This window comes from Limnospira indica PCC 8005 (assembly GCF_000973065.1).
Classification (GTDB): domain Bacteria; phylum Cyanobacteriota; class Cyanobacteriia; order Cyanobacteriales; family Microcoleaceae; genus Limnospira; species Limnospira fusiformis.
The window spans coordinates 5,193,296-5,219,632 of record NZ_FO818640.1 but is presented as its reverse complement, the minus strand read 5'-3'; the positions used below and the strand labels follow the sequence as shown (position 1 = coordinate 5,219,632).

Annotated in this window: 22 protein-coding genes; 13 read left to right on the top strand and 9 right to left on the bottom strand. The window is 43.9% G+C overall.

What is annotated here, in order from left to right:
- The first annotated feature begins 74 nt into the window (after window positions 1–74).
- From XZ46_RS23025 to XZ46_RS23000, 6 genes are all read left to right on the top strand, one after another.
- Window positions 75–1,019 (top strand): vWA domain-containing protein, encoded by a 945-nt coding sequence (locus tag XZ46_RS23025; protein ID WP_008054807.1) that lies wholly within the window; start codon window positions 75–77, stop codon window positions 1,017–1,019.
- A gap of 40 nt (window positions 1,020–1,059) precedes the next feature.
- The gene (locus XZ46_RS23020; protein ID WP_008054808.1) at window positions 1,060–2,127 is read left to right on the top strand and encodes a vWA domain-containing protein; all 1,068 of its coding nucleotides are present in this window, start codon (window positions 1,060–1,062) and stop codon (window positions 2,125–2,127) included.
- A 70-nt stretch (window positions 2,128–2,197) separates the two neighbouring features.
- Complete coding sequence (locus XZ46_RS23015; protein ID WP_008054809.1) at window positions 2,198–2,839, top strand: vWA domain-containing protein; 642 nt, start codon at window positions 2,198–2,200, stop codon at window positions 2,837–2,839.
- A 79-nt stretch (window positions 2,840–2,918) separates the two neighbouring features.
- Entirely contained in the window at window positions 2,919–4,631 is a 1,713-nt protein-coding gene (locus tag XZ46_RS23010; protein WP_008054810.1) for a PP2C family serine/threonine-protein phosphatase, read from the top strand.
- Window positions 4,631–6,037, top strand: coding sequence for a protein kinase domain-containing protein (locus tag XZ46_RS23005; protein ID WP_008054818.1), 1,407 nt, complete (start codon window positions 4,631–4,633; stop codon window positions 6,035–6,037). The genes XZ46_RS23010 and XZ46_RS23005 overlap by 1 nt, the downstream gene beginning before the upstream one ends.
- Before the next feature lie 69 nt (window positions 6,038–6,106).
- Window positions 6,107–7,675, top strand: a complete 1,569-nt coding sequence (locus XZ46_RS23000) for a right-handed parallel beta-helix repeat-containing protein (RefSeq protein WP_008054821.1) — start codon at window positions 6,107–6,109, stop codon at window positions 7,673–7,675.
- Window positions 7,676–7,775: 100 nt separating this feature from the next.
- Here XZ46_RS23000 and XZ46_RS22995 read toward each other — a convergent pair whose 3' ends face one another.
- Window positions 7,776–8,276, bottom strand: coding sequence for an adenylyltransferase/cytidyltransferase family protein (locus tag XZ46_RS22995; RefSeq protein ID WP_008054823.1), 501 nt, complete (start codon window positions 8,274–8,276; stop codon window positions 7,776–7,778).
- Window positions 8,277–8,430: 154 nt separating this feature from the next.
- Between XZ46_RS22995 and hpsJ-B the strand changes: the two genes are divergently transcribed.
- From hpsJ-B to plsY, 6 genes are all read left to right on the top strand, one after another.
- Window positions 8,431–9,267 (top strand): hormogonium polysaccharide biosynthesis protein HpsJ, encoded by an 837-nt coding sequence (hpsJ-B, locus tag XZ46_RS22990; protein ID WP_006623363.1) that lies wholly within the window; start codon window positions 8,431–8,433, stop codon window positions 9,265–9,267.
- A 166-nt stretch (window positions 9,268–9,433) separates the two neighbouring features.
- Window positions 9,434–10,327, top strand: coding sequence for a glycosyltransferase family 2 protein (locus XZ46_RS22985; RefSeq protein WP_048895468.1), 894 nt, complete (start codon window positions 9,434–9,436; stop codon window positions 10,325–10,327).
- 127 nt (window positions 10,328–10,454) lie between these two features.
- Window positions 10,455–12,371, top strand: a complete 1,917-nt coding sequence (gene dxs, locus XZ46_RS22980) for a 1-deoxy-D-xylulose-5-phosphate synthase (protein ID WP_006623361.1) — start codon at window positions 10,455–10,457, stop codon at window positions 12,369–12,371.
- Window positions 12,372–14,064: 1,693 nt separating this feature from the next.
- A complete protein-coding gene (locus XZ46_RS22975; RefSeq protein ID WP_048895266.1) occupies window positions 14,065–15,135 on the top strand; it encodes an RNA-guided endonuclease InsQ/TnpB family protein in 1,071 nt (356 codons plus the stop codon).
- A gap of 56 nt (window positions 15,136–15,191) precedes the next feature.
- Window positions 15,192–16,241, top strand: a complete 1,050-nt coding sequence (locus XZ46_RS22970; protein ID WP_006623356.1) for a DUF3086 domain-containing protein — start codon at window positions 15,192–15,194, stop codon at window positions 16,239–16,241.
- Between the two features lie 69 nt (window positions 16,242–16,310).
- Entirely contained in the window at window positions 16,311–16,991 is a 681-nt protein-coding gene (gene plsY / locus XZ46_RS22965) for a glycerol-3-phosphate 1-O-acyltransferase PlsY (protein ID WP_008054730.1), read from the top strand.
- Here the strand turns inward: plsY and proC are convergent.
- The 7 genes from proC to der all read right to left on the bottom strand — a co-directional run bounded on the left by proC (window position 16,988) and on the right by der (window position 23,738).
- Window positions 16,988–17,794 (bottom strand): pyrroline-5-carboxylate reductase, encoded by an 807-nt coding sequence (gene proC, locus XZ46_RS22960; protein ID WP_006623354.1) that lies wholly within the window; start codon window positions 17,792–17,794, stop codon window positions 16,988–16,990. The genes plsY and proC overlap by 4 nt on opposite strands.
- A 101-nt stretch (window positions 17,795–17,895) precedes the next feature.
- Window positions 17,896–18,510, bottom strand: a complete 615-nt coding sequence (locus tag XZ46_RS22955) for a cell division protein SepF (RefSeq protein ID WP_006623353.1) — start codon at window positions 18,508–18,510, stop codon at window positions 17,896–17,898.
- 384 nt (window positions 18,511–18,894) lie between these two features.
- Window positions 18,895–20,022 (bottom strand): RNA-guided endonuclease InsQ/TnpB family protein, encoded by a 1,128-nt coding sequence (locus XZ46_RS22950; RefSeq protein WP_008054734.1) that lies wholly within the window; start codon window positions 20,020–20,022, stop codon window positions 18,895–18,897.
- Window positions 20,023–20,197: 175 nt separating this feature from the next.
- Window positions 20,198–20,869, bottom strand: a complete 672-nt coding sequence (locus XZ46_RS22945; protein ID WP_008054736.1) for a YggS family pyridoxal phosphate-dependent enzyme — start codon at window positions 20,867–20,869, stop codon at window positions 20,198–20,200.
- 25 nt (window positions 20,870–20,894) lie between these two features.
- Entirely contained in the window at window positions 20,895–21,164 is a 270-nt protein-coding gene (gene pipX, locus XZ46_RS22940) for a transcriptional coactivator PipX (RefSeq protein WP_006623348.1), read from the bottom strand.
- Between the two features lie 188 nt (window positions 21,165–21,352).
- Window positions 21,353–22,315 (bottom strand): energy-coupling factor transporter transmembrane component T family protein, encoded by a 963-nt coding sequence (locus tag XZ46_RS22935; protein ID WP_008054738.1) that lies wholly within the window; start codon window positions 22,313–22,315, stop codon window positions 21,353–21,355.
- 61 nt (window positions 22,316–22,376) lie between these two features.
- Window positions 22,377–23,738 carry a ribosome biogenesis GTPase Der gene (gene der, locus XZ46_RS22930; protein ID WP_008054740.1) on the bottom strand — a complete coding sequence of 454 codons (1,362 nt, stop codon included), beginning with the start codon at window positions 23,736–23,738 and terminating at the stop codon, window positions 22,377–22,379.
- A 136-nt stretch (window positions 23,739–23,874) separates the two neighbouring features.
- On the opposite strand from der, the gene XZ46_RS22925 reads away from it, so the two are divergent.
- Entirely contained in the window at window positions 23,875–25,107 is a 1,233-nt protein-coding gene (locus XZ46_RS22925) for a NupC/NupG family nucleoside CNT transporter (protein ID WP_006623345.1), read from the top strand.
- On the opposite strand, the gene XZ46_RS22920 is transcribed toward XZ46_RS22925, so the two are convergent.
- Complete coding sequence (locus tag XZ46_RS22920; protein ID WP_006623344.1) at window positions 25,104–26,336, bottom strand: DUF445 domain-containing protein; 1,233 nt, start codon at window positions 26,334–26,336, stop codon at window positions 25,104–25,106. The two genes, XZ46_RS22925 and XZ46_RS22920, sit on opposite strands and share 4 nt — an antisense overlap.
- Window position 26,337 lies beyond the last annotated feature (1 nt).

The following is a 26,337-nucleotide window of genomic DNA, read 5'->3' as shown; positions in this document are numbered from 1 at the left end:
TTGCGTAAGGCATGGAGAAATTTTTGCCTTGATTGTTTTTCGGGTAATTTATGCAGTGCTAGGAGATTTACGATATGCAGCTTACCAATGTAGTGGAACCTTTGGGTGAAGTCAACGTTTATAAGCAAAAAAATGGCAGCATTAATATTGTGGCGACAATTCTTACGGTTCCCGATTTAGAAGGGGTAAGAATGGGGTTGGCTTTAGATGCTTCTGCCTCCATGAAAAAAATGTATGGAGTTAGTGGAATTGTCGGAGGAGTGTTTGGTGCGGCGGCTACTATTCCTAATGTCGTTGAACCTGTAGCGCGGACGATGATTAGCTACTTATCTAACTTTTCCTCAAACGGCAAAGTTAATTTAATTTACTGGGCTTGTAGTCCCGATGGTTCTAAAATTGAAGAAGTCGGCGAATTTGACGAGGAACAAACCCAAAATTTGGCGATCGTTGGTCCCAAAAAATTAGCTTGGGGACGAGGAACTAAGTTGTTAGCACCTCTCCAATATTTTGTTGATAAATTTAAAGATGCTCCCGCTTTAGGCGTTAAGCAACCCGCTGCGCTTTGTGTTTTCGTGACTGATGGAATTATTGAAGATCTCGCAGAGGTCAAAAAATATTGCTTCCAGTATGCTAAAGAAGTTACCAACCAAAGTAAACCTTTTGTCAAAATGGTACTGATTGGAGTTGGAGATGAAGTCGATGTTGGACAAATGGAAGAACTAGATGATATGTTTGAAGGAAAAGATGTTAAAGATAGTTACGGGCAAGATATTGATATTTGGGATCATCAGTTAGCGAGTGATATGAACAAATTAGAACAGGTGTTTAAGGAGTTGGTTTCTGAAGATATGATGGTTATTAGTTCAGGTCGCATTGTGAACCAATCGGGAAAAGTGTGCCAAGATTATGCAGACGGTGTTCCCGCATTACTTCGCTTTACCTTGCCTTCTGGTTCAACATCTTTTACCCTAGAGTTTCCTGGTGGCAATATCACTCAAAATATTTCGGAAGGGTTATAAATAGATGAGATGATTGATTTGTATAAAAGGACGAAAAAAAATGTATAGCCCCACCTCAAAGTCTGAGGAGCAAGAATCTAATGTCCAACTTCCTAGAAGTGTTGTTGCCAAGGAATTTGGTGAAGTCAATGTCAAAAAAAGTGGCAATAACTTACAAGTTTTGTTCACCATTCTTATGGAACCCCAAGGGTCTGATGCCGAAGGTTGGCAAACAGGTATTGCACTGGATGCCAGTGCATCAATGCGAGGTTTGTATGGGCGAAGTTTAATTGGGTCAATCCCTGAAGATGTGCACGCAAAATATGAAAATAAAAAATGGATTACTTTCACAGTTGAAGATGGCAAAACTTACAAAGTGATTAAATCACAAGCCTATGAAGATGCCATAGACAAAGGATACATGAAATCCAGCGATAATATTATTGAACCCTTGGCTCGAAAATTTATTAGTTACTTGGCAGATAATTTAGATGCTGATGGTGCAACAACTGTAATTTACTGGGCAGGTGGAGATGGTAGTTCTGTTGAGTTTTTAGGTGATTTTACAGAACCACAATGTCATGAACTAAAAGTTAGTGGTCCTCAATCTATCACCTTTGGTACAGGGACAATTCTTACGCCTGCGGTCAAGTATTTTACTGAAAGATTTGTCGATGCCAAACGAGGGATGTATATTTTTATTACCGATGGGAAGATTGATGACTTAGCGAATATCAAACAATATACCAATCGGTTGGCTAATGAAATCAAATCAGGTCAGCGAAATCTAGTAAAATGTGTTTTAATAGGTGTGGGTGATGAAATTGACATAGGTCAGCTAGAAGAACTAGATGATCTAGTAACTGGGACAGGCATTGATATTTGGGATCATAAAATCGCGGCTGAAATGAGTTCTTTAGTTGAGATTTTTGCAGAAGTTGTGGATGAAAATCAAATTGTGGCTCCCACTGCAACGATTTATGATGATTCCGGAAAAATCATTAAAAAATATACCGATGGTCTTCCGGCGAAAGTCTCATTTGCACTTCCATTGAATAGTCAAGGATTTGAATTAGAAGTCTATGGTCAAAAAATTTACCAAACGGTTGTGATCCCGAAGAAAAACTGAGGGAAAAAAGTTGTAGTGCTACTCTTAAATCCATTTGGCATGGGTTAGATTTCATGTAAGGAGCAAAATCATGTCATCTCGTCGTTTACCTGTTTATTTAGTTTTAGACTGTTCTGGTTCTATGTGTGGAGAACCTATTGAAGCCGTTAATCAAGGCGTTAAAGCACTGGTAGCTGAACTGCAAAGCGAACCCTATGCTATAGAAACAGCTTACCTCTCAGTCATTACCTTTGAAAGTACCGCTCAACAAGTTTGTCCCCTGACTGAATTAATGACATTTCAGCCACCTGTACTTTCTGCCGGAGGAGCAACCGCATTAGGTGATGCCTTAACACTGTTGACTAAATGTTTCGATAAAGAGGTAAAAAAAGCCAGCGATACTCAAAAAGGGGATTGGAAACCATTAGTATTTTTGATGACAGATGGGATGCCGACTGATACTTGGGAAAAAGCGGCAGAGCAATTGAAACAGAAAAAACCTGCCAATATTATTGCCTGTGCGGCTGGCTCAGGAGCCGATGAATATACCCTCAAAAAACTAACAGAAATTGTAGTTAAGTTAGATAATTTGCAGCCGGATACTCTCAAACGGTTCTTTAAGTGGGTATCACAGTCAATTAAGCAGAGTTCTCAGAGCGTGGCTCAGGTGATGGCAGATAACCAACCGATCAATCTACCTCCTCCTCCTCAAGGAATTCAAATTATTCCTTAATACGAGGTTAATGCACCCAATATGGGTGCATTAGTAACAACATGAAGATCCAATACTTAACCAAAGGTGAGTCAAAATTATGTCTAATCATGACCCTAATCAAGACCTCAACTTAGAAAAATTGATCCCAGCTATTTTCTGGAAAGTTGGTATTCAAAAGTATTCAGATGAGTTAAAAGAAACATGGGAAAAGTTTAAAAAATCAGATAATTATGAAGAAGATAAAATTCTAAAAATTATCAACAATTTAGCTGATATTTATAAAGAAGTATTGAAAATCCAGTTTGATATCAAAAATGAAAATTCGGGAAATTATGATAATTATGATGATGTTGCAAAACTTTATTGTAGTTTATTAGATATTTTAACCTCTGAAAAAATACAAAGTTTGCCTTATTTAAGTGCATCGGAAGATAGATTTAAAACCGCCATTAGCAAGGCATTAGAGAAAAAATCTCCACAATTGCCGCCTTTGTCATTATCAGATAAATCAGATAAAACAGAATATATCCTAGAGTCCGAATCAACTTCTAACCCTATTACTCCGCCTTGGCAGTATCATCCTGTTCCTGATCAAGAGAAGGAAGGAAAACCTCATGATGAATTTTATTCTAAATCCCATCAGTCCCCACCGGAAGGATTAAAACTGATTGGGGCTCGAGTTCGAGGAAAAATGCACAAACATCAGGGAACTAATTGTGATGATTGGTTTGAATTTGACACCGTTGATAAATGGACGATTATAGCAGTTTCTGATGGAGCAGGATCTAAAAAGTTTTCTCGAATAGGTGCCAAGATTTCTTGTCAAGCTGCAGTCAAATCATTGAAAAAGTCTCTCGAGTCTTTCTCTCTGTGTGAGCCACCCCAAACCGCTTTAGAAAAAGATTTTGATAGAGATGATAAATGGATGTTTAAAGGAGACAAGGCAAGGGAGCTTCAACAACATTTATACACAGCTTTAAATGATGCTTACCAAAAAGTTGAAGAAAAAGCAAATAAACTCAAAAATTATCCGAGTTATAATAAATCAATAGGAGGGAAAAAACTTGAACTTGACATAAAAGATTTATCAGCTACTCTACTTTTGGCAATTCATACAAAAATTCATGTCAACAATTCTACTAGCTATGATTTTGTTTTAACTTGTCAAGTTGGAGATGGAATGTTGGCTGCTATTTCCCATAAATATACCTTAAAATTACTGGGAAAACCTGATATTGGAGAGCATGGAGGGCAGACGGATTTTCTGACTTCATCTAGCAAACTCGAACATTCTAATCTTGTCCAAAAAACTTTTCCTTTCATTGGTAATTTAAAAGCCTTGATGATTATGACAGATGGTGTTTCAGATGACTACTTTCCCAACGATCCATGTATGTTAGACTTGTATGGAGATTTAATCCTAAATCGAGTTATCAATATTCCTAATGTTGATGCCGAAGAGATAGAAAAAGAACTACAAAAAACCCGTCTTAAAACTCCAGATGATGTGATAGATAATCATAAAAAATTTCAAGATGAACTTGAGAGAATTTTAGATGAAGAGTCTAAGGAACCTAAAAAAGTTTCAATTTGTTCTATTGCGAACTATGCCAAACAGTTGGGTAAAGATATTAAAGTGGTGCTGGAATCTCCAGGTTTATTAAATGCCGGACTTTTGCAGAATCAAATGTGTCAGGAATGTAAAGAAATGAAGTCTGAAGAAAAATTAAAGATTTGGTTGGATTCGTACTACCGGAGAGGATCTTTTGACGATCGCACGTTGGTTGTTTTATATCGGGAGGAACATTAATGGAAATTGCAACCTTGGCAGATGGGAGCATCCTTGAATATATCCCCGATATGATTGGGGAAGGTGCGATGAAGCAAGTCTATTTTACGGCGGACAAAACGGCTGTTATTTGCTTTTACAAAGATCCAAATTCCGGTTCAGATAAAAATCGGTTATCTCGACTCGGAGCGATTTTAAATAAATACAATCCTACCCTCGGTGAAAATGGGGATTATTTCCGAAACCTGTTTTGTTGGCCGACGGCGATCGTAACTCAACCTTCATTGGGAGTTATTACCCCTGTTTATCCTCAGAATTATTTTTTTCAAACCGGAAATTTACAGGGAAAAGAAAAAGAAAGTACCTGGTTTGTGCGTTCTAAACTGTCCTCTATATTGCCCCACGAAGAAAAAGGACAATGGATTAATTATTTTCAAATTTGTATTCGTTTAGCACGGGCAGTCAGACGTTTACATAACGCCGGATTAGCCCATTCCGACTTATCTAACAAAAACGTCTTGATCGATCCAACTTCTGGAGAATGTCTGATCATTGATATTGACTCTTTAGTTGTTCCTCAACTATTTCCACCCGATGTGCTAGGAACAAGGGGATATATTGCCCCAGAAGTCTTATCAACTATCCATTTACCCCTCAACGATCCTCAACGGAAACATCCATCAACTGCGACAGATCAACACGCCCTTGCGGTTCTACTGTATCAATATTTATTAGGGAGGCATCCCTTAGAAGGTCCCAGAACTTATCCGGCAACATCAGCAGAGGAGCAAGAACGCCTAGAGATGGGTTCAAAAGCGTTATTTGTCGAACATCCTAGGGATATTTCTAACCGTCCTCAAGATTTAAAAATTCCTTTTACTGCTTTGGGGCCGCAATTAAGTCAACTTTTTGAGAAGACATTTGTGCAAGGATTGCACTCTCCCAATCTTCGTCCGCCTGCGATTGAATGGGAGCGAGCTTTAATCAAAACCTGGGATATGTTTTTCCCCTGTGCGAATCGTTATTGTCCGAGCCAATGGTTTGTTTTACATGATTTAAATCATGCACAGTGTCCTTTTTGTGGTTCCAAACCCAAAGGAAAAATTCCAATTATGAAGCTGCGTAAAGAAAGTCGTCCCGGACAATGGATTGGGGATGGAAAATTGGTTATTTATCATAATCTGTCACTATTTAAATGGCATATTTTTGATAATATTTTCCCGGGAGAAGAAGTCGATCGCACTCCCCAAGCTTATTGTGTTTTTCATGAAGGCAATTGGTTACTCATTAACCAGAATTTAACTTCATTGATGTCATCCCAAGGAAATTTGGTTCCTCCTGGCAGTGCCATTAAACTGGCTCATGGCATCCAGTTTCGGTTTTCCAAAGAACCTAATTCTAGAATGGTTGAAGTCCAAATCGCTTAATTTAAATTATAATATTAATGATATTTAACTACTTTTTGAAAAATAGCAGTTTAGAAATAGGATTTATTCATGTATAAATGGATGGAAGAAATCACAAATTTCCTGGGTTTTTCTACCCTCCCCAAACAGACCAATCAACGCACCAATAAACCTTCATCGGTAGTTAAGAAAAGTTCATCTACCAGAACAAATCAAACCAAAACAACGAATCATCAAAGAAAAAAATATGTGGAATCTGCTACAATCAAGGTAGACCCCAAAAAACCAAAAATCACTGTCGAGCGACTGGCAAGAAAACCAATACAAGAACAGTTCACCCCATCTAGCCGAGACACCTTTCAACAAAAACTAGACGCTTTGCCAGATAACTCTACAATCCAGTTATGGCCTCCCCACGCAGAATATCCTGGTCCCATTGTTATCAATCACCCGATTATCCTAGATGGACAAGGGGCAACTCTGTGGTCAAAAGTTGGGCCGGTTATACTTATTGAATCTCAGGGAGTCAGCTTGAAAAATTTGCGAATTGAAGTAACAGGAGAGGAACGCAATAGTTATCACGATCAATGTGCAATTTTGGTAAAATCAAGAATCAATCTACGGTTTGAGAATATACAAGTACGAGGTTCTGTTATGGGATTACCGGAAGAAGAAGGCGAATGGCAGTATCCAGCATCTTTGAACCTGGGTCAACTACCCTACGGAACAGAATATAATTTTATTCTCAAAATTTTTGTGCCGATTAATTGCAAAATTTTGACTGATATTTCGGGGTTAAATATACAAAATGATAAACTAGAACCAGGCTTAAACTCTATCAACATAACTCTTGACAAAATGCTAGAAGATACTTTGTTGTCCGGCAGTATTTTGATAGTCTCAGGCTCTTTTCAGCGTCGCATTGCTGTGACCGCCTATATTAGTTCCGTAACCGAAGATTCTAATTGGGCTATACCGAATAGTATTTTATGGGAACCAGAAACTGTCTTTAGTCATATTTCCAGTCCCACCTCACAGGAACAATTAGACCCCGATGAACCGGAAATAATATATTTCGCGGAATTACCTGACTTTGATTCTTCGCCCGTCCCTTCTGATATTACAGAAATTCAAGATTCCCTGGAAATAGAGCCAACGCGATCGTGGTCATCTTCCAGAATTCGTCAAGGAGAAACAGTTATAGATGGAATTTTTACCGCCGCAACAAACCGATTAGATACAGAACCTGAACAGGAGACTGAGCCTAATTCTTTACAGCTTCCCGAACTATTTACTCAGTCCAGTGATCATGATATTGACTCGCCTTCAAAATCTCGAACTTCGTCAACAACTCAATCATCTTCTCCTGGTTCGATTTTTGAGGAAAAACAGTTCCAGTCTCAGCCGATCAAGTCTGAGCCTGATCCTTCAGTGACTAATTTGGATACATCCAAATATATTAGTTCTGTATTCAGAGATAATTTGCCAAGTTCTACCTCGACAAACTCAGAAAATTTGCCAGATCCAGATCCAGAAAAATTGCCGCCATCAGAATTGTCTAATACAGACGTAGAAACTGATCAACACTCTCATATTAGAAGAGTTCAGTCAAATAAAATATCTTCTGTGTTTGATAACATTGACAATATTGGTGGTTAGTGCTGTCATCTCCTAGCTATGTCCCTCCAGAGGACAGCAAAGGTGGCCTTTATCCATGTGACAGCTAAGATGGCCAAAACTTGTTGGGGGTGTAGAAGGGTTAGGGTTGGGTTGAGGCGTGCAAAATCCGATTAATAATGCCACTGGTAGAAGTAGGCATTTCCACCGCAATGAGGACGATTTTACCGTTATAGGCTTGAACCGTGGGGGCCTCCGGTAGGGTGTCAATCGTGTAATCACCACCCTTAACATATATATCAGGTTGTAGCTGTTCAATAATCGCCGTAGCAGTGCTTTCTGGAAAAATGACCACTGCATCTACCGGTTTTAACTGGCTGAGAACTTCGGCTCGCTGTAATTCTGGTATAATAGGACGGGGAGGATATCCGGCCGAGTGGGGTTTAATCAGGCGAACAGAGCGATCGCTATTGAGACCCACTACCAGCGCGCGCCCCAAACTTTTGGCTTGGGTCAGGTAGCGAATATGTCCAACATGAATCAAGTCAAAACAGCCATTGCTAAAAACTAGAGGTCGCCATTGTTTAGGGTTATAGGCGATCGCCTCCCGTAGTTGTTCCACAGAATAAAGGCCCTCAATCATGATTATCTCTCCTTTCTTTGATATCATTGACCACTACTCAGCCGCGGCTAATTATTAAACAATTCCCACATCTTGGCAAATCTGAAAGTAGTTATATACTAGCCAAAACTGTTATCTTGGCTGTAGACCAACCTAGAGTATCCTTAACCGTCCTATGACATCAACAGCAAACCGTCAATTTTCCTTTCAAGCCTCTTCTAGCATCAAATTAGTTGGGCTAATCCTGATTCTGTCAGCCTTGGTCGATTATTTGGTTCTATTATTTCCCCCCAATTTAACCGATAGGGGTTGGTTAATTCAAACCGCTAGTAGCTTAGTTGACCGAGGCGTAGTTCCCCTGGTAGGAATGGCTCTGGTTTTAATGGGGTATTGGATGGATAGCGTCCTCGGGAATGCTCCTAAGTCTGGTAAAAAAATCTCCGACCTAAGATTGTGGGTTGGTATCCTCGCCAGCTTATTCGGGTTACTTTACCTGCTGATTTTTCCCATGCACCTAAATAATACCCGGTTAGCCCGACGAGATGCTTTATCCGAGATTGGTCAGCAAGCCGCGCAAGCCGAAACTCAACTGGAAAGCCAGTTAGGAAGTCCCCAGTTTCAACAGGAGATTGAACAGCGAAAAGTTGAACTCCGAGCGCAGTTGACTGGCTTAATACAAGACGAGGCACAATTAGATCAGGTGATTGCGGAAGGAAACCTTCCCCCGCAAATTCAACAAGTCCTGGAAGAATCTAGAACTAATCCAGCCGTCCTTGATGAGTTCTTGGAACAGCAAGCCGACTCCCTCCCCGTTCAATTACTTACCCAAATTCGCCAACGCCAACAACAACTAGAAGATGAAACTAAAACGCGATCGCTCAAATCTAGTCTCCAAACCGGGATGAGTAGTTTGCTATTGGCGATCGGTTATATCGTCTTGGGTTGGACGAGTTTAAAAGGCTTAGGCCTCCTGAATAAAGGTCGTCGTAAACCCTCTTCTAACCCCGGATAAAACCCCCCCCTAGGAATTACTGGCTCCACCCCTGTAAATTAAACCTCAATCAAGGGTTATGTTGCACCAAGATGGAGCCTATTTTTGTACTCTCAATTATCTGGTTTTATGGTTCATAAAATATGACAACCTTTCCCCAATCTATATTATTCACCACCTCACGATAATGTTATCAATTTATATCCTGACTTGTAATGATGAAGTTGATATAGCCGCCTGCATTGAGTCAGCCAGTCAATGTGATGATATAATTGTGGTCGATTCCTTTAGTAGCGATCGCACCGTAGAAATTGCTCAACAGTACCCCGTCCGTGTACTGCAACATAAGTTTGAAAGCCACGGTCGCCAACGGACTTGGATGCTGCGAGAAGTAACCACTAAATATCAGTGGGTGTATATTCTCGAATCTGATGAACGCATGACCCCGGAACTATTCGCCGAGTGTCAAAAACAAACCCAAAACACTGACGGCTATATCGGTTATTATGCAGCCGAAAGGGTCATGTTTATGGGTCGCTGGATTCGCCGCAGTACCCAATACCCCCGTTATCAGATGCGTCTATTTGATAAGCAGCGGGTCTGGTTTACCGATTATGGTCACACCGAGAGAGAAGTCTGTGACGGTCTTACCAGTTTCCTCCAAGAAACCTATCCCCACTATACCAACAGTAAAGGCATGGCGCGATGGATAGAAAAGCACAACCGTTATTCTACAGATGAAGCCCACGAAACAGTCAAACAATTGCGATCGGGTACGGTAAACTGGAATCACCTATTTTTCGGCAAAACAGAGGTGGAAAGGCGACACGCCTTAAAGGATTTATCTCTGCGTCTACCATTTCGACCCCTAATCCGCTTCGTCTATATGTATTTTATCCTGGGAGGGTTCCTCGACGGTCAACCTGGACTCGCCTGGTGTACTCTACAAGCCTTTTATGAATATCTGATTCTCCTGAAAGTCTGGGAAATCGAAAATATGCCTATTGGCGACCCACAACCTCACCCACAATTGACCATGGACAATGAAACTTCCTCAGTTTCTGGGAAAGGTTTGGGGTGAGGAAGTCTATCTGTAGCCGACTCCCGATAACCCTTCCCCACAAAGTTCAGCGTCAGCGTCAAGACTGGGCTATCATATTCAGACAAGCCCGATTGTTAATTTATTTTTAGCATCAGTATTTTCAACTATGCATCTAAGTGAACTGACCCATCCCAATCAACTCCACGGTTTGTCTATCCATGAACTGGAAGCAGTGGCTCAACAAATCCGTGAAAAGCACCTGGAAACAGTAGCAGCTACTGGCGGTCATTTGGGACCGGGTTTGGGAGTGGTCGAGTTAACCCTAGGACTTTACCAAACCCTAGACCTAGACCGAGATAAAGTCATTTGGGATGTCGGACACCAAGCCTATCCCCACAAAATGATTACTGGACGCTATAACAATTTTAATACCCTACGCCAGAAAGATGGGGTAGCAGGCTACCTGAAACGGTGCGAGAGTCGTTTTGACCATTTTGGAGCCGGACACGCCTCGACAAGCATATCAGCCGCCCTGGGGATGGCTTTGGCTAGGGATATGCAGGGGGATAATTATAAAGTAGTGGCAATTATTGGCGATGGCGCGATGACTGGGGGGATGGCTTTGGAAGCTATTAACCATGCGGGTCATCTACCTAACACTAACTTGATGGTGGTTCTCAATGATAACGAAATGTCGATTTCCCCCAATGTCGGCGCGATTCCTCGTTATTTGAATAAAATGCGTCTGAGCCCCCCCGTGCAATTTTTGAAAGATAATCTGCGGGAACAGTTTAAACAAATTCCCTTTGTGGGTGAGAATTTTACCCCGGAGATGGAACGCCTCAAAGAAGGGATGAAACGGTTGGCTGTACCTAAATTGGGTGCTATTATTGAGGAGCTGGGCTTCACCTATATCGGACCGGTGGATGGTCACAACTTGGAAGATTTGATCGAAACCTTCCAACAAGCTCATGAAATTAAAGGCCCGGTTATGGTTCATGTCTCCACCGTCAAAGGTAAGGGTTATGCGATCGCAGAAAAAGACCAAGTAGGCTATCACGCTCAATCACCCTTTAACCTGGCTACCGGGAAGGCTATTCCCTCCAACAAACCCAAGCCTCCCAGCTATTCCAAAGTGTTTGCAGATACCTTAGTCAAGCTGGCTGAAGATAATTCCCAAATTTTGGGTATCACCGCCGCTATGGCAACAGGTACAGGGTTGGATAAACTACAAGCTAAACTCCCCGAACAGTATATCGATGTCGGTATCGCTGAACAACACGCGGTTACTCTGGCGGCGGGTTTAGCCTGTGAGGGAATGCGTCCGGTAGTGGCGATTTACTCCACCTTCCTACAACGAGCCTATGATCAGATTATCCATGATGTCTGTATCCAAAACTTGCCCGTTTTCTTCTGTTTGGACCGCGCCGGAATTGTAGGGGTAGATGGTCCCACTCACCAGGGAATGTATGATATCGCCTATCTCCGCTGTCTCCCCAATATGACCATTATGGCTCCTAAAGATGAAGCCGAATTGCAGCAAATGCTGGTGACTGGTATTAATCATACTTCAGGACCGATCGCTATGCGCTACCCCCGTGGTTCCGGTAATGGGGTTCCACTTATGGAAGAAGGCTGGGAACCTATTGCGATCGGTAAAGGTGAAATTCTCCGCCAGGGCGATGATCTCCTATTACTCGGCTATGGTACAATGGTTAACACCGCTATGCAGGTGGCTGAGATTCTCGGTGAACACGGCATTGATGCCACTGTGGTTAATGCCAGATTTGTCAAACCCCTAGACACAGAGCTGATTGTACCCTTAGCCCAAAAAATCGGTAAAGTCGTCACCCTGGAAGAAGGCTGCATAATGGGTGGATTTGGTTCCGCAGTAGCAGAAGCACTACTGGATCACGATGTCTTAGTACCTGTTAAGCGGTTCGGCATTCCTGACCAATTGGTGGATCATGCTACACCGGATCAATCCAAAGTTGATCTGGGTCTGACAAGTTCCCAAATTGCTGAAAAAATCCGGGAATTGTTCTTGACCAAAGAACCCTCAACAGTCAACATTCCCAAATAACAAATATAGTCTCTATGGTGCGTCAGCAGGGAATTATCCCCAGGGATTTATATAGCCTGATTATGACGCACCCGACCGGAGGCGATCAGTAGGGTGCGTCAAACTCCGAGAATTAAAATCAACACCGGAGCATTAATTTATGACGCACCATACCCGATAATTCAAAAGGTAGCACCAAACTATCCCCTGGGATTTATATAGCCTCTATGGTGCGTCAGCAGGGAATTATCCCCAGGCATTTATATAGCCGGGTTATGACGCACCCGACCGGAGGCGATCAGTAGGGTGCGTCAAACTCCGAGAATTAAAATCAACACCGGAGCATTAATTTATGACGCACCATACCCGATAATTCAAAAGGTAGCACCAAACTATCCCCTGGGATTTATATAGCCTCTATGGTGCGTCAGCAGGGAATTATCCCCAGGCATTTATATAGCCGGGTTATGACGCACCCGACCGGAGGCTACGGGAGGCGATCGCACTCTTTGGCGAAAATTATTCGATTGGGATTGAAATAGCAGGGGTATGGTGCGATCGCATAATTATGATCGATATTGAGTAGGTTTGACGCACCCTACCTTACCCTAGTTTGAACCCAGAGCCAGAATTTAATCCAAGATTTGCTTTACATCTTAGGACAATAAGGTACAATAACCCCAAAGATTCGCAACTCAATAATGAGTATACGGTCAAACCCCAGACCATGCCAAATTTCCTTGACGACATACTCATCAAGTCGGATTCTTCATGGTAAAATCAAACCATGGTGCGAGACGTTTAGGAGTCAAATAAGGCTGCAATGCCCGAAATAGCCTCCTAGTGGGACTTCCACCCCTTGGTGGAATATAAGGGACTCGTATCCTGACCATCCCATAACTGTTTATATGTCCCGACGCTTGGAGAAATCTGAGCAAGGCAGGGGACTCAAGGTCATAAACAAACTGAGAAATCAGGGAGTAGAGAGTAAAGGCGATAGCCACCCCCAATTTCAGGATACACGATTCTGGGATTGAAGCGGGGAACGGAAGGCGTGAGGTAGAACCTACTACCAAATGCGACCACTGCCAACCATCCATGACTAGGGAAACCGAATGTCTGGCTTGAACCATCGTAATGATTTAGCAGCGTAATAGGTTGCCACGCTGCGCTCAAAAGAGCAAGGGGAAAAGTAGGGTTTTGCATAAAACACCTACACAGACCTTTTTAAGTACCCCGGTGGAGAGGACAAGTCTAAAGATGGAATGCCCATATAAACGGAACGTTTAAACTCCTCATTGGTTCTCCTTATCAAAAAAGTGAGCAATATTACTCACAAGGAGTAGCGAAAAGTGTAAGCGTATACCATTGAGGGGAAAGGATGTGACTGAAAGCCAATGCCTAATTGTAATGATTAGGATATGCCCACTAGTCACGGTGTAGATATGGAGACTGCGACAAGTAGGAGTAATATGACGAGAGCGAGTTTAAAGACTACGAGTTGTATGCCAAGCTCCCAAAGTTGGAATCATAAAGCGGGGGTTCGTAACCCTGTTCCTAGTGACAAAAAGGGTATCTACATTAGGAGCCGTATGAGGTGAAAGTCTCAAGTACGGTTTGGAAGTGGAGTTGGGGAAGGTGACTTCCCTTTCGACCATAACCTTACAAAGCTTTCCGAACCAAACTAAAACTCAATGACCGTCATCGCACCTTGATGGCCAAACACGCGGGGTATGCTCGGTTCGTGTTTAATTGGGGATTACACTTATGGAGGTCAGCTTATGAAGAGGGACTCAAGCCTAATATCAACTCTATTAAAAAGGTTTTTACTCATTATGTGAAACCTCAATATCCTTGGATGTCCGAATTGTCTTCTAAAGTTGATCAATATGCCTTCATTAATCTAGGGGATGCCTTTAAGCGATTCTTCAAAGGAATAAGCAGTTATCCTAAATTTAAGAAGAAAGGCCACCATGATAGTTTTACGCTTGACAATGGCGGCCAACCATTCAAGTTGTCAGGAACTCGCCATAAGCTGCCTTTTGTGGACTGGGTTTCTACATTTGAGGCACAACCCGAAAGTTGGGTTAAGAAAGTCACTATAACGCGCCAAGCAGGTGACTGGTATATGAGCTTTTTCGTAGAAATCACGCCAGAAATTACACCGAAATATCGAGAGAGAATCGGGGTTGACCTAGGAATTAACAATTTGGCGACTTGCTCCGATGGGACCCAATTCTCTAGTCCCAAGGCTTATAAAGCAGCCACCCAAAAACTAGCTCAATTACAACGTCATTTAAGTCGCAAAGTCAAAGGCTCGAAAAATTGGGCCAAATGTCTCTTAAAAGTTCAAAAGCTACATCAAAGAGTAGCAAACATTCGGCGGGACACGATTCATAAAATAACTACTTTTTTGGCTAAAAACCACAGCCAAGTAGTCATTGAAGATTTGAATGTGTCAGGTATGCTGAAAAATCATGGTTTGGCGGGTTCTATCGCTGATGCTTCATTTTATGAGTTCCGTCGTCAACTAGGTTACAAGGCAGAACGTTATGGTTCAAAGTTGATTATTGCCGATAGATTTTATCCATCCAGTCAACTGTGTTCTAATTGCGGTTATCGTCAAAAAATGCCCCTAGTCCGTCGGACTTTTGAATGTCCAAACTGTGGCTTGAAGATTGATAGAGATTTGAACGCCAGTATAAATTTAGAAAAATCGCCTGGTTCCGACGATTACACTTGTGGACGGGGTGCTGCCGACAGTCCCGGACGAAGCAAGAAATAAACATCAAGATCCGGCTATGTCCGGTTTTGTTTAAGTTTTATAGAGCAGTACAACCATTGAATTCTCAACCTGAATCATCACCACTTGAACCTAATTTAACCACAGGCTCTCAGTCCCCCGACGAGCCTATAGATTACCTCAAGCGTCAGGCTGAAGATTTGAGGCAGGAAATTGCCCAACTTCAGATAACTAAGGCAAAATTACAGCAGGAACAAACCGCCCTCACTCAATCTATGGGAAACCTGGTTTCTGAAGCCCTCAGCCAGTTGGAGGCGAGGCGACAGACTCTACAGGTGGAAGTAGAAAAACTCGAACGTCGCCGAGAACGCATTGAGCAAGAAATGCGAACTACTTTTGCAGGGGTTTCTCAGGATTTGGCTATCCGAGTCCAAGGTTTTAAAGATTATTTGGTTGGTAGTCTTCAAGACCTGGCGGCTACCGCAGAACAGCTTGAGTTAATCCCAGAAGAGCCCATCACTCCCCCTGCTGCTAGTTCCACTCCCGCAGGTCAGTCGGCGGAGTCCGTGGCTGAACCTGACCCTAATACTCAATTTACGAAGTCGGCTTTTGCTGAACAAACCAAACAAATTCGTCGGATTATTGACCAATACCGCACTAATCCTGACTATTATGGCCCCCCTTGGCAGTTCCGCCGCACTTTTGAGCCTATCCACGCTAAACAGGTTTCTAATTGGTTCTTTAACCAAGGTGGACGCGGTGCGTTGCGGACTATGGGAAGCCGTCTGCAAAATATTCTGGTGGCTTCGGCGACTATATCTATTCTCAGAAGTCTCTATGACAGACGTTTGGGGACTTTGGTTTTGGCGAATAGTCCAGAACGCCTGGGAGAGTGGCGGCGGGGACTTCAAGACTGCTTAGGAATTGACCGCCGTGATTTTGGACCTGAGCGAGGGTTGGGATTATTTGAAGACCCAGAGTTATTGGCTCAAAAAGCGGACAGGTTGGTTAATGATGGTCGGCTTCCGTTTATTATTATTGATGATACAGAGGACAAAATTAGCCTCTCGTTGCTCCAGTTTCCCCTCTGGTTGGCTTTTGCTCCTGACCCACAGGCGGCGGCTCAGTCATCCTTCGATAGGTTTTGAGGGCAGTTGATATAGGCTAGTCGGATTCGGTTTGCAAATTGTCGATGGATGCAGGAAATTTGATTAAATATGGTTAATTGGTTCATTCTCAATGGGGTGGTGTTGGTGGTGGCTTATCTGCTGGGCTCAATTCCTACTGGATATGCGATCGCCCTTTGGTTCTATGGTATTGATATCCGGGCGGAGGGTTCTGGTTCAACTGGCGCAACTAATGTATTAAGAACCTGTGGTAAACTGCCAGCGATCATGGTTTTAGCAGTCGATATTTTGAAGGGTGTCGCTGCTATTGCTATGGTTTTCTGGGTGTATTCCCTCAATGAAACCCGCCAAATTGCTACTATGGCTGGGATTGACTCCCCTCAAGTTTTGGCTTACTCGATAGCCACATTATCTGGCTTAATCGCCGTATTCGGGCATACAATGTCTATATGGATAGGCTTTAAGGGCGGTAAATCTGTGGCTACCAGTTTGGGGATCTTATTTGCTCTCAATTGGCTGCTGGCTTTGGCTACATTGATTGTATTTGGGGTGGTTTTAGCTGTTTCCCGGATTGTATCTTTAAGTTCTATTGCTGGGGCTATCACCATCGCGGCTTTAATGATTATCACCGGACAACCCCTCCCCTACCAAATTTTTGCGATCGCCGCCGGAACTTATGTGATTTGGCGACATCGTAGCAATATCGAGCGGATTTTGCAGGGTACAGAACCCCGCATTGGTCAAAAACTCTCAGCAGACCCTACCCCCTAATTCCCTAATTCCCGGGAGCGATCGCCAGCCGCTTTCACCGCCTTAATTAAAGCCGAGCGAAAACCCGCCGCCTCTAGTTCCGCAATTCCCGCAATAGTTGTACCCCCTGGACTGGTGACGCGATCCTTTAATTCGGCTGGGTGTAATTGAGATTCCCGCAAGAGTTGAGCGGTTCCCCAAACGGTATCCAGAGCCAACTTTGAGGCGATCGCTCTAGGAAGTCCAGCCGCCACTCCTCCATCAGTCAAAGCCTCAATCATAATCGCCACATATCCAGGACCAGAACCCGATAAACCCGTTACCGCATCCATCAAATATTCTGGAACTTCCACCACATCCCCAACTGCTGCTAAAATCTCCGTAGCGCGTTTAATCTGTGCAGGTTCCACGGAACTACCAGCAGCCAAAGCGCTAACTCCGGCTCCTACTGTAGCGGGAGTATTTGGCATCACCCTAATCACTGGAGAGTCTGAAAAAACCCTCTCCAACTTAAACAGGGTAACACCTGCCAAAATAGATATGATGATAGTACCCGGCTTTAGCAGTCCTTTTAAATCGTCAGCCACCCAGCCAAAAATCTGAGGCTTGACAGCCAGCAACAGCACCTCAGTAGCTTTCGCCACTTCCCGATTATCAGATGTTACCCCTACCCCATATTTGTCAGACAGAAACTCACGGCGATCGCCAGAAGGGTCACTAACCATCACCATTCCCGGGGCATAAATCTGCTTCGCCAACAGACCCGACAGCAAAGCCTCTCCCATGACCCCGCCACCAATCAATCCCAATTTAAACTCACTCATCCGTCCATTATCTCAAAATTTGGGCTAAGGATTAGGGGAGAAGCATAGCTGTCACCTGCCAAACATCTCCCCTTGTCCCATCGTATCTGCATCACCCGCAACTACTGCATCGCCTGGACCTTTTCTGGTTGCCAAGCCGAGGAAGGACTAGAACTCACGCGGGGACGCACACCGGGAACCTCATTAGCCACCCCACCTTGAGTTCTAACCTGAACACAACTAGGAGCAAACAGAAAGATGCTTTCTCCAATGCGTTCTTGATGACCATCGAGGGCATAAGTGCCACCAGCCACGAAATCTACCGCTCTCTGAGCTTGGTCTGGGTCCATCATCGTCAAATTCAGAACTACAGACTTGCGTTCCTTCAGGGCGCGGATAGCGGCCGGCATTTCTTCAAAAGTGCGAGGTTCCATAACCATCACTTCCGAAATTCCGTTGATCGCTCCTGGCATTCCAATTACATTATTCATTCCTGTTGAACCCATTGTTACTGATTCAGATGTCATATTACCACCTCCGACCGCCGCCACAGCACGTTCACGGGGGCGACGAGACCCACGACGTTCTTCCTCTGACATGAGAGGAGCAGCCTGTGGTTGAGGGGCTTGATACATATTCTGGTATTGTTCCCCTTCCATTTCATCGTATTCGTAATCGTACTCAACTGACTCATTGAGTCCTACGAAATCTCTAAGTTTGCTAAACAGTGTATTCACGGCTCACTCTGCTCCATAAAACTGCCACAAAACGTCACCATTGACATTTTGATATTTACTGCCTGCATTACCCAGACTGTAACCAGTCCCCGGATAGACAGGCCTTGTACCCTAAAGCACAGGGTCAACTAAATTTACACGAGATCCCCAATTGAGGAAACAACCCTTAAAGATCTCATATGTTGAGTAACTGCTCTAAAGATACCGCTCTAGCTGACCTGGTGGGGGCTGATTGTCATCATTTTTTTAGACATTTCCTCCCCTCACACAAAGGCAGATGATTAAAGTTTAACCCGAAAGTTCCTCATCCCCCCTATTGATAGTTCATCAGGTGGACTGCTCTATAAAACTTAAACAAAACCGGACATAGCCGGATATTGACGTTTATTTCTGGCTTCGTCCGGGACTGTCGGCAGCACCCCGTCCACAAGTGTAATCGTCTGAACCAGGCGATTTTTCTAAATTTATACTGGCGTTCAAATCTCTATCAATCTTCAGGCCACAGTTTGGACATTCAAAAGTCCGACGGACTAGGGGCATTTTTTGACGATAACCGCAATTAGAACACAGTTGACTGGATGGATAAAATCTATCGGCAATAATCAACTTTGAACCATAACGTTCTGTCTTGTAACCTAGTTGCCGACGGAACTCATAAAATGAAGCATCAGCGATAGAACCCGCCAAACCATGATTTTTCAGCATTCCAGACACATTCAAATCTTCAATGACTACTTGGCTGTGGTTTTTAGCCAAAAAAGTAGTGATTTTATGAATCGTGTCACGGCGAATATTAGCTACTCTTTGATGTAGCTTTTGAACTTTTAAGAGACATTTAGCCCGATTTTTTGAGCCTTTGACTTTGCGACTTAAATGACGTTGTAATCGAGCTAGTTTTTTGGTGGCTGCTTTATAAGCCTTGGGATTAGAGAATTGGGTCCCATCGGAGCAAGTCGCCCAATTGTTAATTCCTAGGTCTACCCCGATTCTCTCTCGATATTTCGGTGTAATTTCTGGCGTGATTTCTACGAAAAAGCTAATATACCAGTCACCTGCTTGGCGCGTTATAGTGACTTTCTTAACCCAACTTTCGGGTTGTGCCTCAAATGTAGAAACCCAGCCCACAAAAGGCAGCTTATGGCGAGTTCCTGACAGATTGAATGGCTTTCCAGAATTGTCAAGCGTAAAACTATCATGGTGGCCTTTCTTCTTAAATTTAGGATAACTGCTTATTCCCTTGAAGAAGCGCTTAAAGGCATCCCCTAGATTAATGAAGGCATATTGATAAACTTTAGAAGACAATTCGGACATCCAAGGATATTGAGGTTTCACATAATGAGTAAAAACCTTTTTAATGGAGTTTATATTAGGCTTGAGTCCCTCTTCATAAGCTGACCTCCATAAGTGTAATCCCCAATTAAACACGAACCGAGCATAACCGGCGTGTTTGGCCATCAAGGTGCGATGACGGTCATTGAGTTTTAGTTTGGTTCGGAAAGCTTTGTAAGGCATGATTGGATTTTACCATGAATCCGACTTGATGAGTATGTCGTCAAGGAAATTTGGCATGGTCTGGGGTTTGACCGTATACTCATTATTGAGTTGCGAATCTTTTGGGGTATTGTACCTTATTGTCCTAAGATGTAAAGCAAATCTTGGATTAAATTCTGGCTCCGACCCGATCGCTTTAGATATTCCTTGGGCCGAATATAATTTGTCCCGGTCTAATCATAGTAGCCCCTGCTTCTACGGCTAGTAAATAGTCCCCTGACATACCCATAGATAATTCTGCCATTTTGATATTAGACCAGTTTTGCGCCCCAATTTCAGCCGCTAACTGACGGGTTTTTTCAAAAACCGATCGCGTTTGGGTTTCGGTCAAGCCTTGGGGGGGAATTGTCATTAGACCTTGAATATTTAGGGACTCACAGGCATTAAGCTGGGGTAAATCAGCCAGTAACTCCGGGACTGTCCAACCATATTTGTTAGGGTCTGGGAGGATTTTCACCTGTAGGCAGATCCGGGGACAGCGAGACTGTTCTCTAGCCAGGCGATCGAGTCTTTGGGCTAATTTCCAACTATCAACCGAGTGCAGCCAATCAAAATTAGCGATCGCCGTCGCCGCCTTATTGCTTTGTAGATGACCAATCAAGTGCCAAGTAATATCCCTGAGATCTTGCAATTGAAGTTGTTTCGCCTCTGCTTCCTGAACACGATTTTCGCCAAAATCCCTCACTCCGGCTTCATAAGCCAAGCGTATAGCCTCCACCGAAACCGTTTTGGTCACAGCCACCAGTCGCACCTCTGGGGGAATAGCAGCCCGAATTTGGGCAATTCTTTCAGCGATCGAATCAGTCATAGTCAGTCATAGTGGGTTAGTCAAGCTATAGAAAGGTCTGCTGATGAATTATTTGCAGTTTTTTATAAGGCTCCATTTGGCCAGTGCGTCGCAACATTCGCAAACGAATTTCCACTAACATCTTGGCATCGGAGCGGCTTATCGGTTCAAACTTCAAGCCAGCCGGTGATTGAGTCACCAAGAAAAATAGGCGTTGGGCGTAAAGGGTAGTAAATAATTCCTGATTATCTTCAACTGGGCAAACTTTAAAAAGTAAGCCAAAGTTGGGATGGTTCATGTAAGTTTCTGTTGTCATTCCGCCTCACGCATCAGCAAGCACTAACTTAGAAAAAAGGCAATTACCTGGTGTTACTCTGCTATTCGAGCCCGTCTATCAGAGATATATCCCAGAATCAAATAATCAGCCGATTTATCTTGACACTCTCAGGCGCACTTTTCAAGTCATAGCGCCTCGCACCGGGAAGCGGGGAAAGAGTGTTGGTCTTAAGATTCCCAGCCCCAAACCAAACGCATACCCCAAAATATAGTTAAGGCTAATAGGGCGACCCAATCCCACCAATTAATTTGAAGTTGATGCCACTCAACTCGATGTTGGTTAGGACTGGTAAAGCCTCGGACTTTCATGGCATTAGCAATTTGTTCTGCTCTCAATAATAAATTTTCTAGGAGTCGTTCTGCCACCAAAAGCCAAATTTGAGTCGCCCTTCGCCAGCCCAGTTTTTTCCAGTCGATCGCCCTAGTACGCACAGATCTATATAGGTTCTGAATTTCCTCAAGTACCAGAGGAAAGAAACGCAGGGACAGAGTGAGGGTGAGGGCTATTTCTGTTACCGGAATTTTCAGCCGTCGCAATGGTTTCATCAGGCTTTCGATCCCCACAGCAATTTCCTCAGAAGCCGTAGTCAGTAGATATAGATTAGTGCTGTAAACCAGGGTAAACAGCAAGGTACTAATCCGAACACCCAGATCCAGGGAATAGCGGGTAATAGTTAACGGACCCGCTGCCAGCAGAATATAACTATAGGCTGTTGGTTGAGGTAAACCCTCAGTCTCAGTCACCGAATCAGCGGTCGTTGTGGCATTTTCTCCCAGTCCTCCCACTCTCCCAAGACTTTGCATTTCCAAGGCTATCTCATCTCTGGGGAGGCGAGGTTGATGGCTAACACTCAACCCATCAGGTAGGATAGCACTTACTATCAACAATAAGCTACAGAAAGTTAATAGCCAGCCCATTTGTCGCTTCCACACCCGGAACGGAATTGCTGCCACTAGGGTAATCACCATCAACAGCACCACCAACCCCAACCGCCAAAGGGCATTAGAGAGGATCGGTGCAATGAGAAAGCTCATCAACCAGACTAGCTTAATCCGGGAATCAAGGCGATGAAGCCAAGTAATCGGTTGTTCTAAGTATAAACCGATAGGTAGCGATCGCAGTAGGTCCATTTTCTCAACAATTAACTATAGTTGGGGGGATCAATGCCAACTGGGCGCAACTGGTCAGCAATCAAACCTTAGTCGCCCGGTTAGCGGAATTTCTCTCTACTTCCCGCATAGCTTTACCCCGCCATAATAGTCTAATGGGAGTCCCAGCAAATCCCAATTGTTGACGGAACTGGCTTTCCATGTAGCGCCGATAATTATCCCCAAACCGTTTTGGGTCATTCACAAACAAGACAATTGTGGGCGGACTGGAGGTAACTTGAGTTCCATAGTAGATTTTACCCTGTCGTCCTTGGCGACTGGTGGGGGGAGAATGCCAGCGGACTGCTTCTTCGATGACTTCATTAATTACCGATGTAGAGACTCGGCGGCGATTTTCTTCGGCGGCTTTGTCCACCAATTTAAAAATTTTCTCAACCCGCTGTCCGGTCATAGCGCTGACAAAAATCATATCTGCCCAATCGAGAAAATACAATCGCGATCGCATTACTTTTTCATACTCTAGGATCGTGTAACTATCCTTTTCCACCGCATCCCATTTATTTACCACAATCACACAGGCGCGCCCGTCATCAGAAATACGACCCGCCAATTTTTGATCTTGGTCTGTGACTCCTTCCACAGCATCAATGACAAACAACACCACATCAGCCCGTCGGATCGCCTTAAAAGCCCGGTTAATCCCAAAAAACTCCGCCCCATACTCAACGTGCTTTTTCCGGCGTATCCCCGCCGTATCTACTAGCCGATAGGTATTGCCATTATGTTCTACGATGGTATCGATCGCATCACGGGTAGTGCCGGAAATTGGACTGACGATCGCCCTTTCCTGACCCAGAAAAGTATTTAATAGGCTAGACTTACCCACATTCGGACGGCCCACAATTGCCACTCGCAATTCTTCGCTGTCCTCATTGTCTGTGGAAGCTGGTAAATTTTCAATCAAAGCATCCAGCAGTTCCCCCGTACCGCTACCATGAATGCTAGAAATCGGAAAAGGGTTTCCCAAACCCAATTCCCAGAATTGCGCCGCCTGAGTCAGTCCCTGGGTAGGAGATTCACATTTATTAACTGCTAAGAGGATCGGAACCTTTTGTTGTCGTAGCCAACTAGCGATCGCCTCATCCCCTCCCGTCGGTCCTGTTTGTCCATCCACCACCAAAATAGCCGCTGTCGCTTCCGCCAAAGCCATCAAGGCCTGTTCTCTAATTAGTGGCAAAAACTCGGTATCATCATCAAAGACTAACCCTCCCGTATCGACTACGGTAAACTCTCGATCCTGCCAATAGGCGGAACGATAGGTGCGATCGCGGGTCATCCCCGGTTGATCATGAACGATCGCATCTTGGGTTTGTGTAAGACGGTTTACCAGTGTAGACTTACCGACATTAGGGCGGCCGATAATGGCAACTATGGGTCGAGACATGGAACTTTCGCCTTATCCAGGCGTTGATAGTGCTAACCCTCTATTGTTACATACTCCGTCACCGTCGCTACCTGTGACCAGCGACCTGTGACCAGCGATCGCTCAACTCAACCTCACCCTAACTTAACAACAGCAAATGGAACGGGCAATTTCCGCATTAGGACTTGTAGTATTTGTAGTCCTCGCCTATTTATTTTCCGGCGATCGTCAGCAGATTCGCTGGCCTACCGTTTTCTGGGGCATTGCCCTGCAAATTTTATTTGCCATTGTGATTCTGAAAACCGCCATAGGATTCGCCATTTTCCAAGCCCTAGGCGCTGCTGTCACCCAGTTTCTCAACTTTTCCGATGCGGGAGCCCAATTTGTATTTGGAGACGATTTTGAGCAGCATTTCATCGCCTTTAAGGTCTTGCCGACCATTGTCTTTTTTTCCTCATTCATCACCATCTTATATCACTATGGCATCTTACAGAAAGTAGTCGAATGGGTAGCATGGTTAATGATGAAAACCCTCAAGACTTCCGGTTCAGAAACCCTCTCCTGTTCCGCCAATATTTTCGTCGGACAAACCGAGGCTCCCTTATTAGTTAAACCCTATATTGCCACCATGACGCGATCGGAAATCCATGCCATGATGACCGGGGGATTTGCCACCGTCGCCGGGGGAGTGTTAGCCGCTTATATTTCCTTTGGTGTTCCCGCAGAACATTTAATTGCCGCTTCCGTAATGTCCGCCCCTGCTAGTTTAGCTATTTCTAAAATATTCTATCCTGAAACCGAGCCTTCCCCCACCGCCGGAAAGGTAAAAATCGAAGTAAAACCCACTTCTGCTAATGCCATTGATGCCGCCGCCACCGGAGCCACTGAAGGCATGAAATTAGCCCTAAATGTCGCCGCCATGCTGATTGCTTTTTTAGGATTATTAGCCCTAGTTAACGGCGTGTTAGGATGGTTAGGAGCCGGGATAGGATTACCTCAACTTTCCTTGGAATGGCTATTTTCTTTTATCTTTGCTCCCGTCGCTTGGTTAATGGGTGTACCTTGGTCAGACTGCGCCACCGTCGGCGTGTTACTGGGTAAGAAGATTATTCTTAATGAATTTATCGCTTATTTAGACCTGAAACAACTCATGGAAAATGCCAATGTTGTAGGTACTACTGAACCCACCATTACTCCCCGGGGGATTTTAATTGCTACATACGCCCTTTGTGGATTTGCTAATATTGGCTCGATCGCCATTCAAATCGGTGGCATTTCCGCGATCGCACCAGAAAGACAAGCAGACCTAGCCCAATTAGGAGTCCGAGCCATGATTGCTGGTTCTCTCGCTTGTTTTATGACCGCTTGTGTGGCGGGTATGTTACTTTAACGCAATAGCAAAATCACCGTTTGTAGTGAGCCAACTATTACCCCCAAAATACCCCCCAGATTAACTATTCCTTGTAATTCACTTTTCACAATTCCATTAACTGCTACTTCTAACTGTTGTGGAGAAGTAGCCATTACCCGTTCTATAATCACTCCATCAAGATTCAAAATCGGAATCGCCTTAGCCACCAATTTCTCTAAGTCTTCTTCTAGGTAGCGTTCCAAAACCAGTGCCAACTCTTGACTAACTAATCCTAGGGAATTATTAACCACTGGGGAAGTTTGCAGCCGCTTTAAAATTAAGGCGGAAACCCTTTCCCAATCAATAGATTTAGTCAACTCCTGAATTAAATCTATACCCTGTTCTTGGACATATTCTCGCACAGTATCCCGGAAAGTTTTGCGTAATTGTCGCACCGTAGACAGCGGCAAATTTTGCATCGAAAGATTCTGCAACCACTCCTTTAGTCGCTCCCTAACACCCAGAGAAGTTAACAGTTTTTCCAGTCGGTGATTAGTTTCTTCTTTTTCATCCAGACAAAAAGTTCTTAACCGGGTTAAAGTCGTGCGGAGACCGAAAATATTAGCCACTACCCAATAGGTTCCCGTGCTTTGTTCCCGGAAGCCTTCGTCAATAATCGAAATATTGCGATCGGTCAGAAAATCAATTAAAGTCAGTCGGATAATTTCTGGGGGAATTACTCGGTCTAATAGCCATTCCGAAAGTTTTTGAGCCTGTTGGTCACTTAGTTGGAACTCCAACATCACTTGATCAAAAATCTGATTTAGCTGCGGCTCTAAAAAATCTTCCCGCCGCGCCATAACCCGCAATATCCTAGGTAAAGATTCCCCCAAAAAGTCCCTCAGAATACCTGCCAAAATTTTTGCGGTTTTCTGTTCTGTATCAGCTTTTACCTGAGCCAGCGCCAGTTGTAATAACCATAAAATCGTCGCTTCAATGCGTTCGGTTTTTAATAGGCGGCGCGCAACTTTCTGGAGTTCCTCTGGTGTCAGCAGGGACTGCATAATAGTATCAGAAACCCTTTTCGCCAGCCTTTCTTGGTTGCGGGGAATTAAACCGGGAGTAAAGGGAAGTTGAATTTTTCCGACCTTTTTGGCTTTATAGGGACGGAATAGCATTTTGATGGCTAGGTCGTTGGTAAAGTAGCCGATAATTCCCCCCAAAATTGGGGGAACGATAAAAATCGATACTTGAGATAAATTGACCATT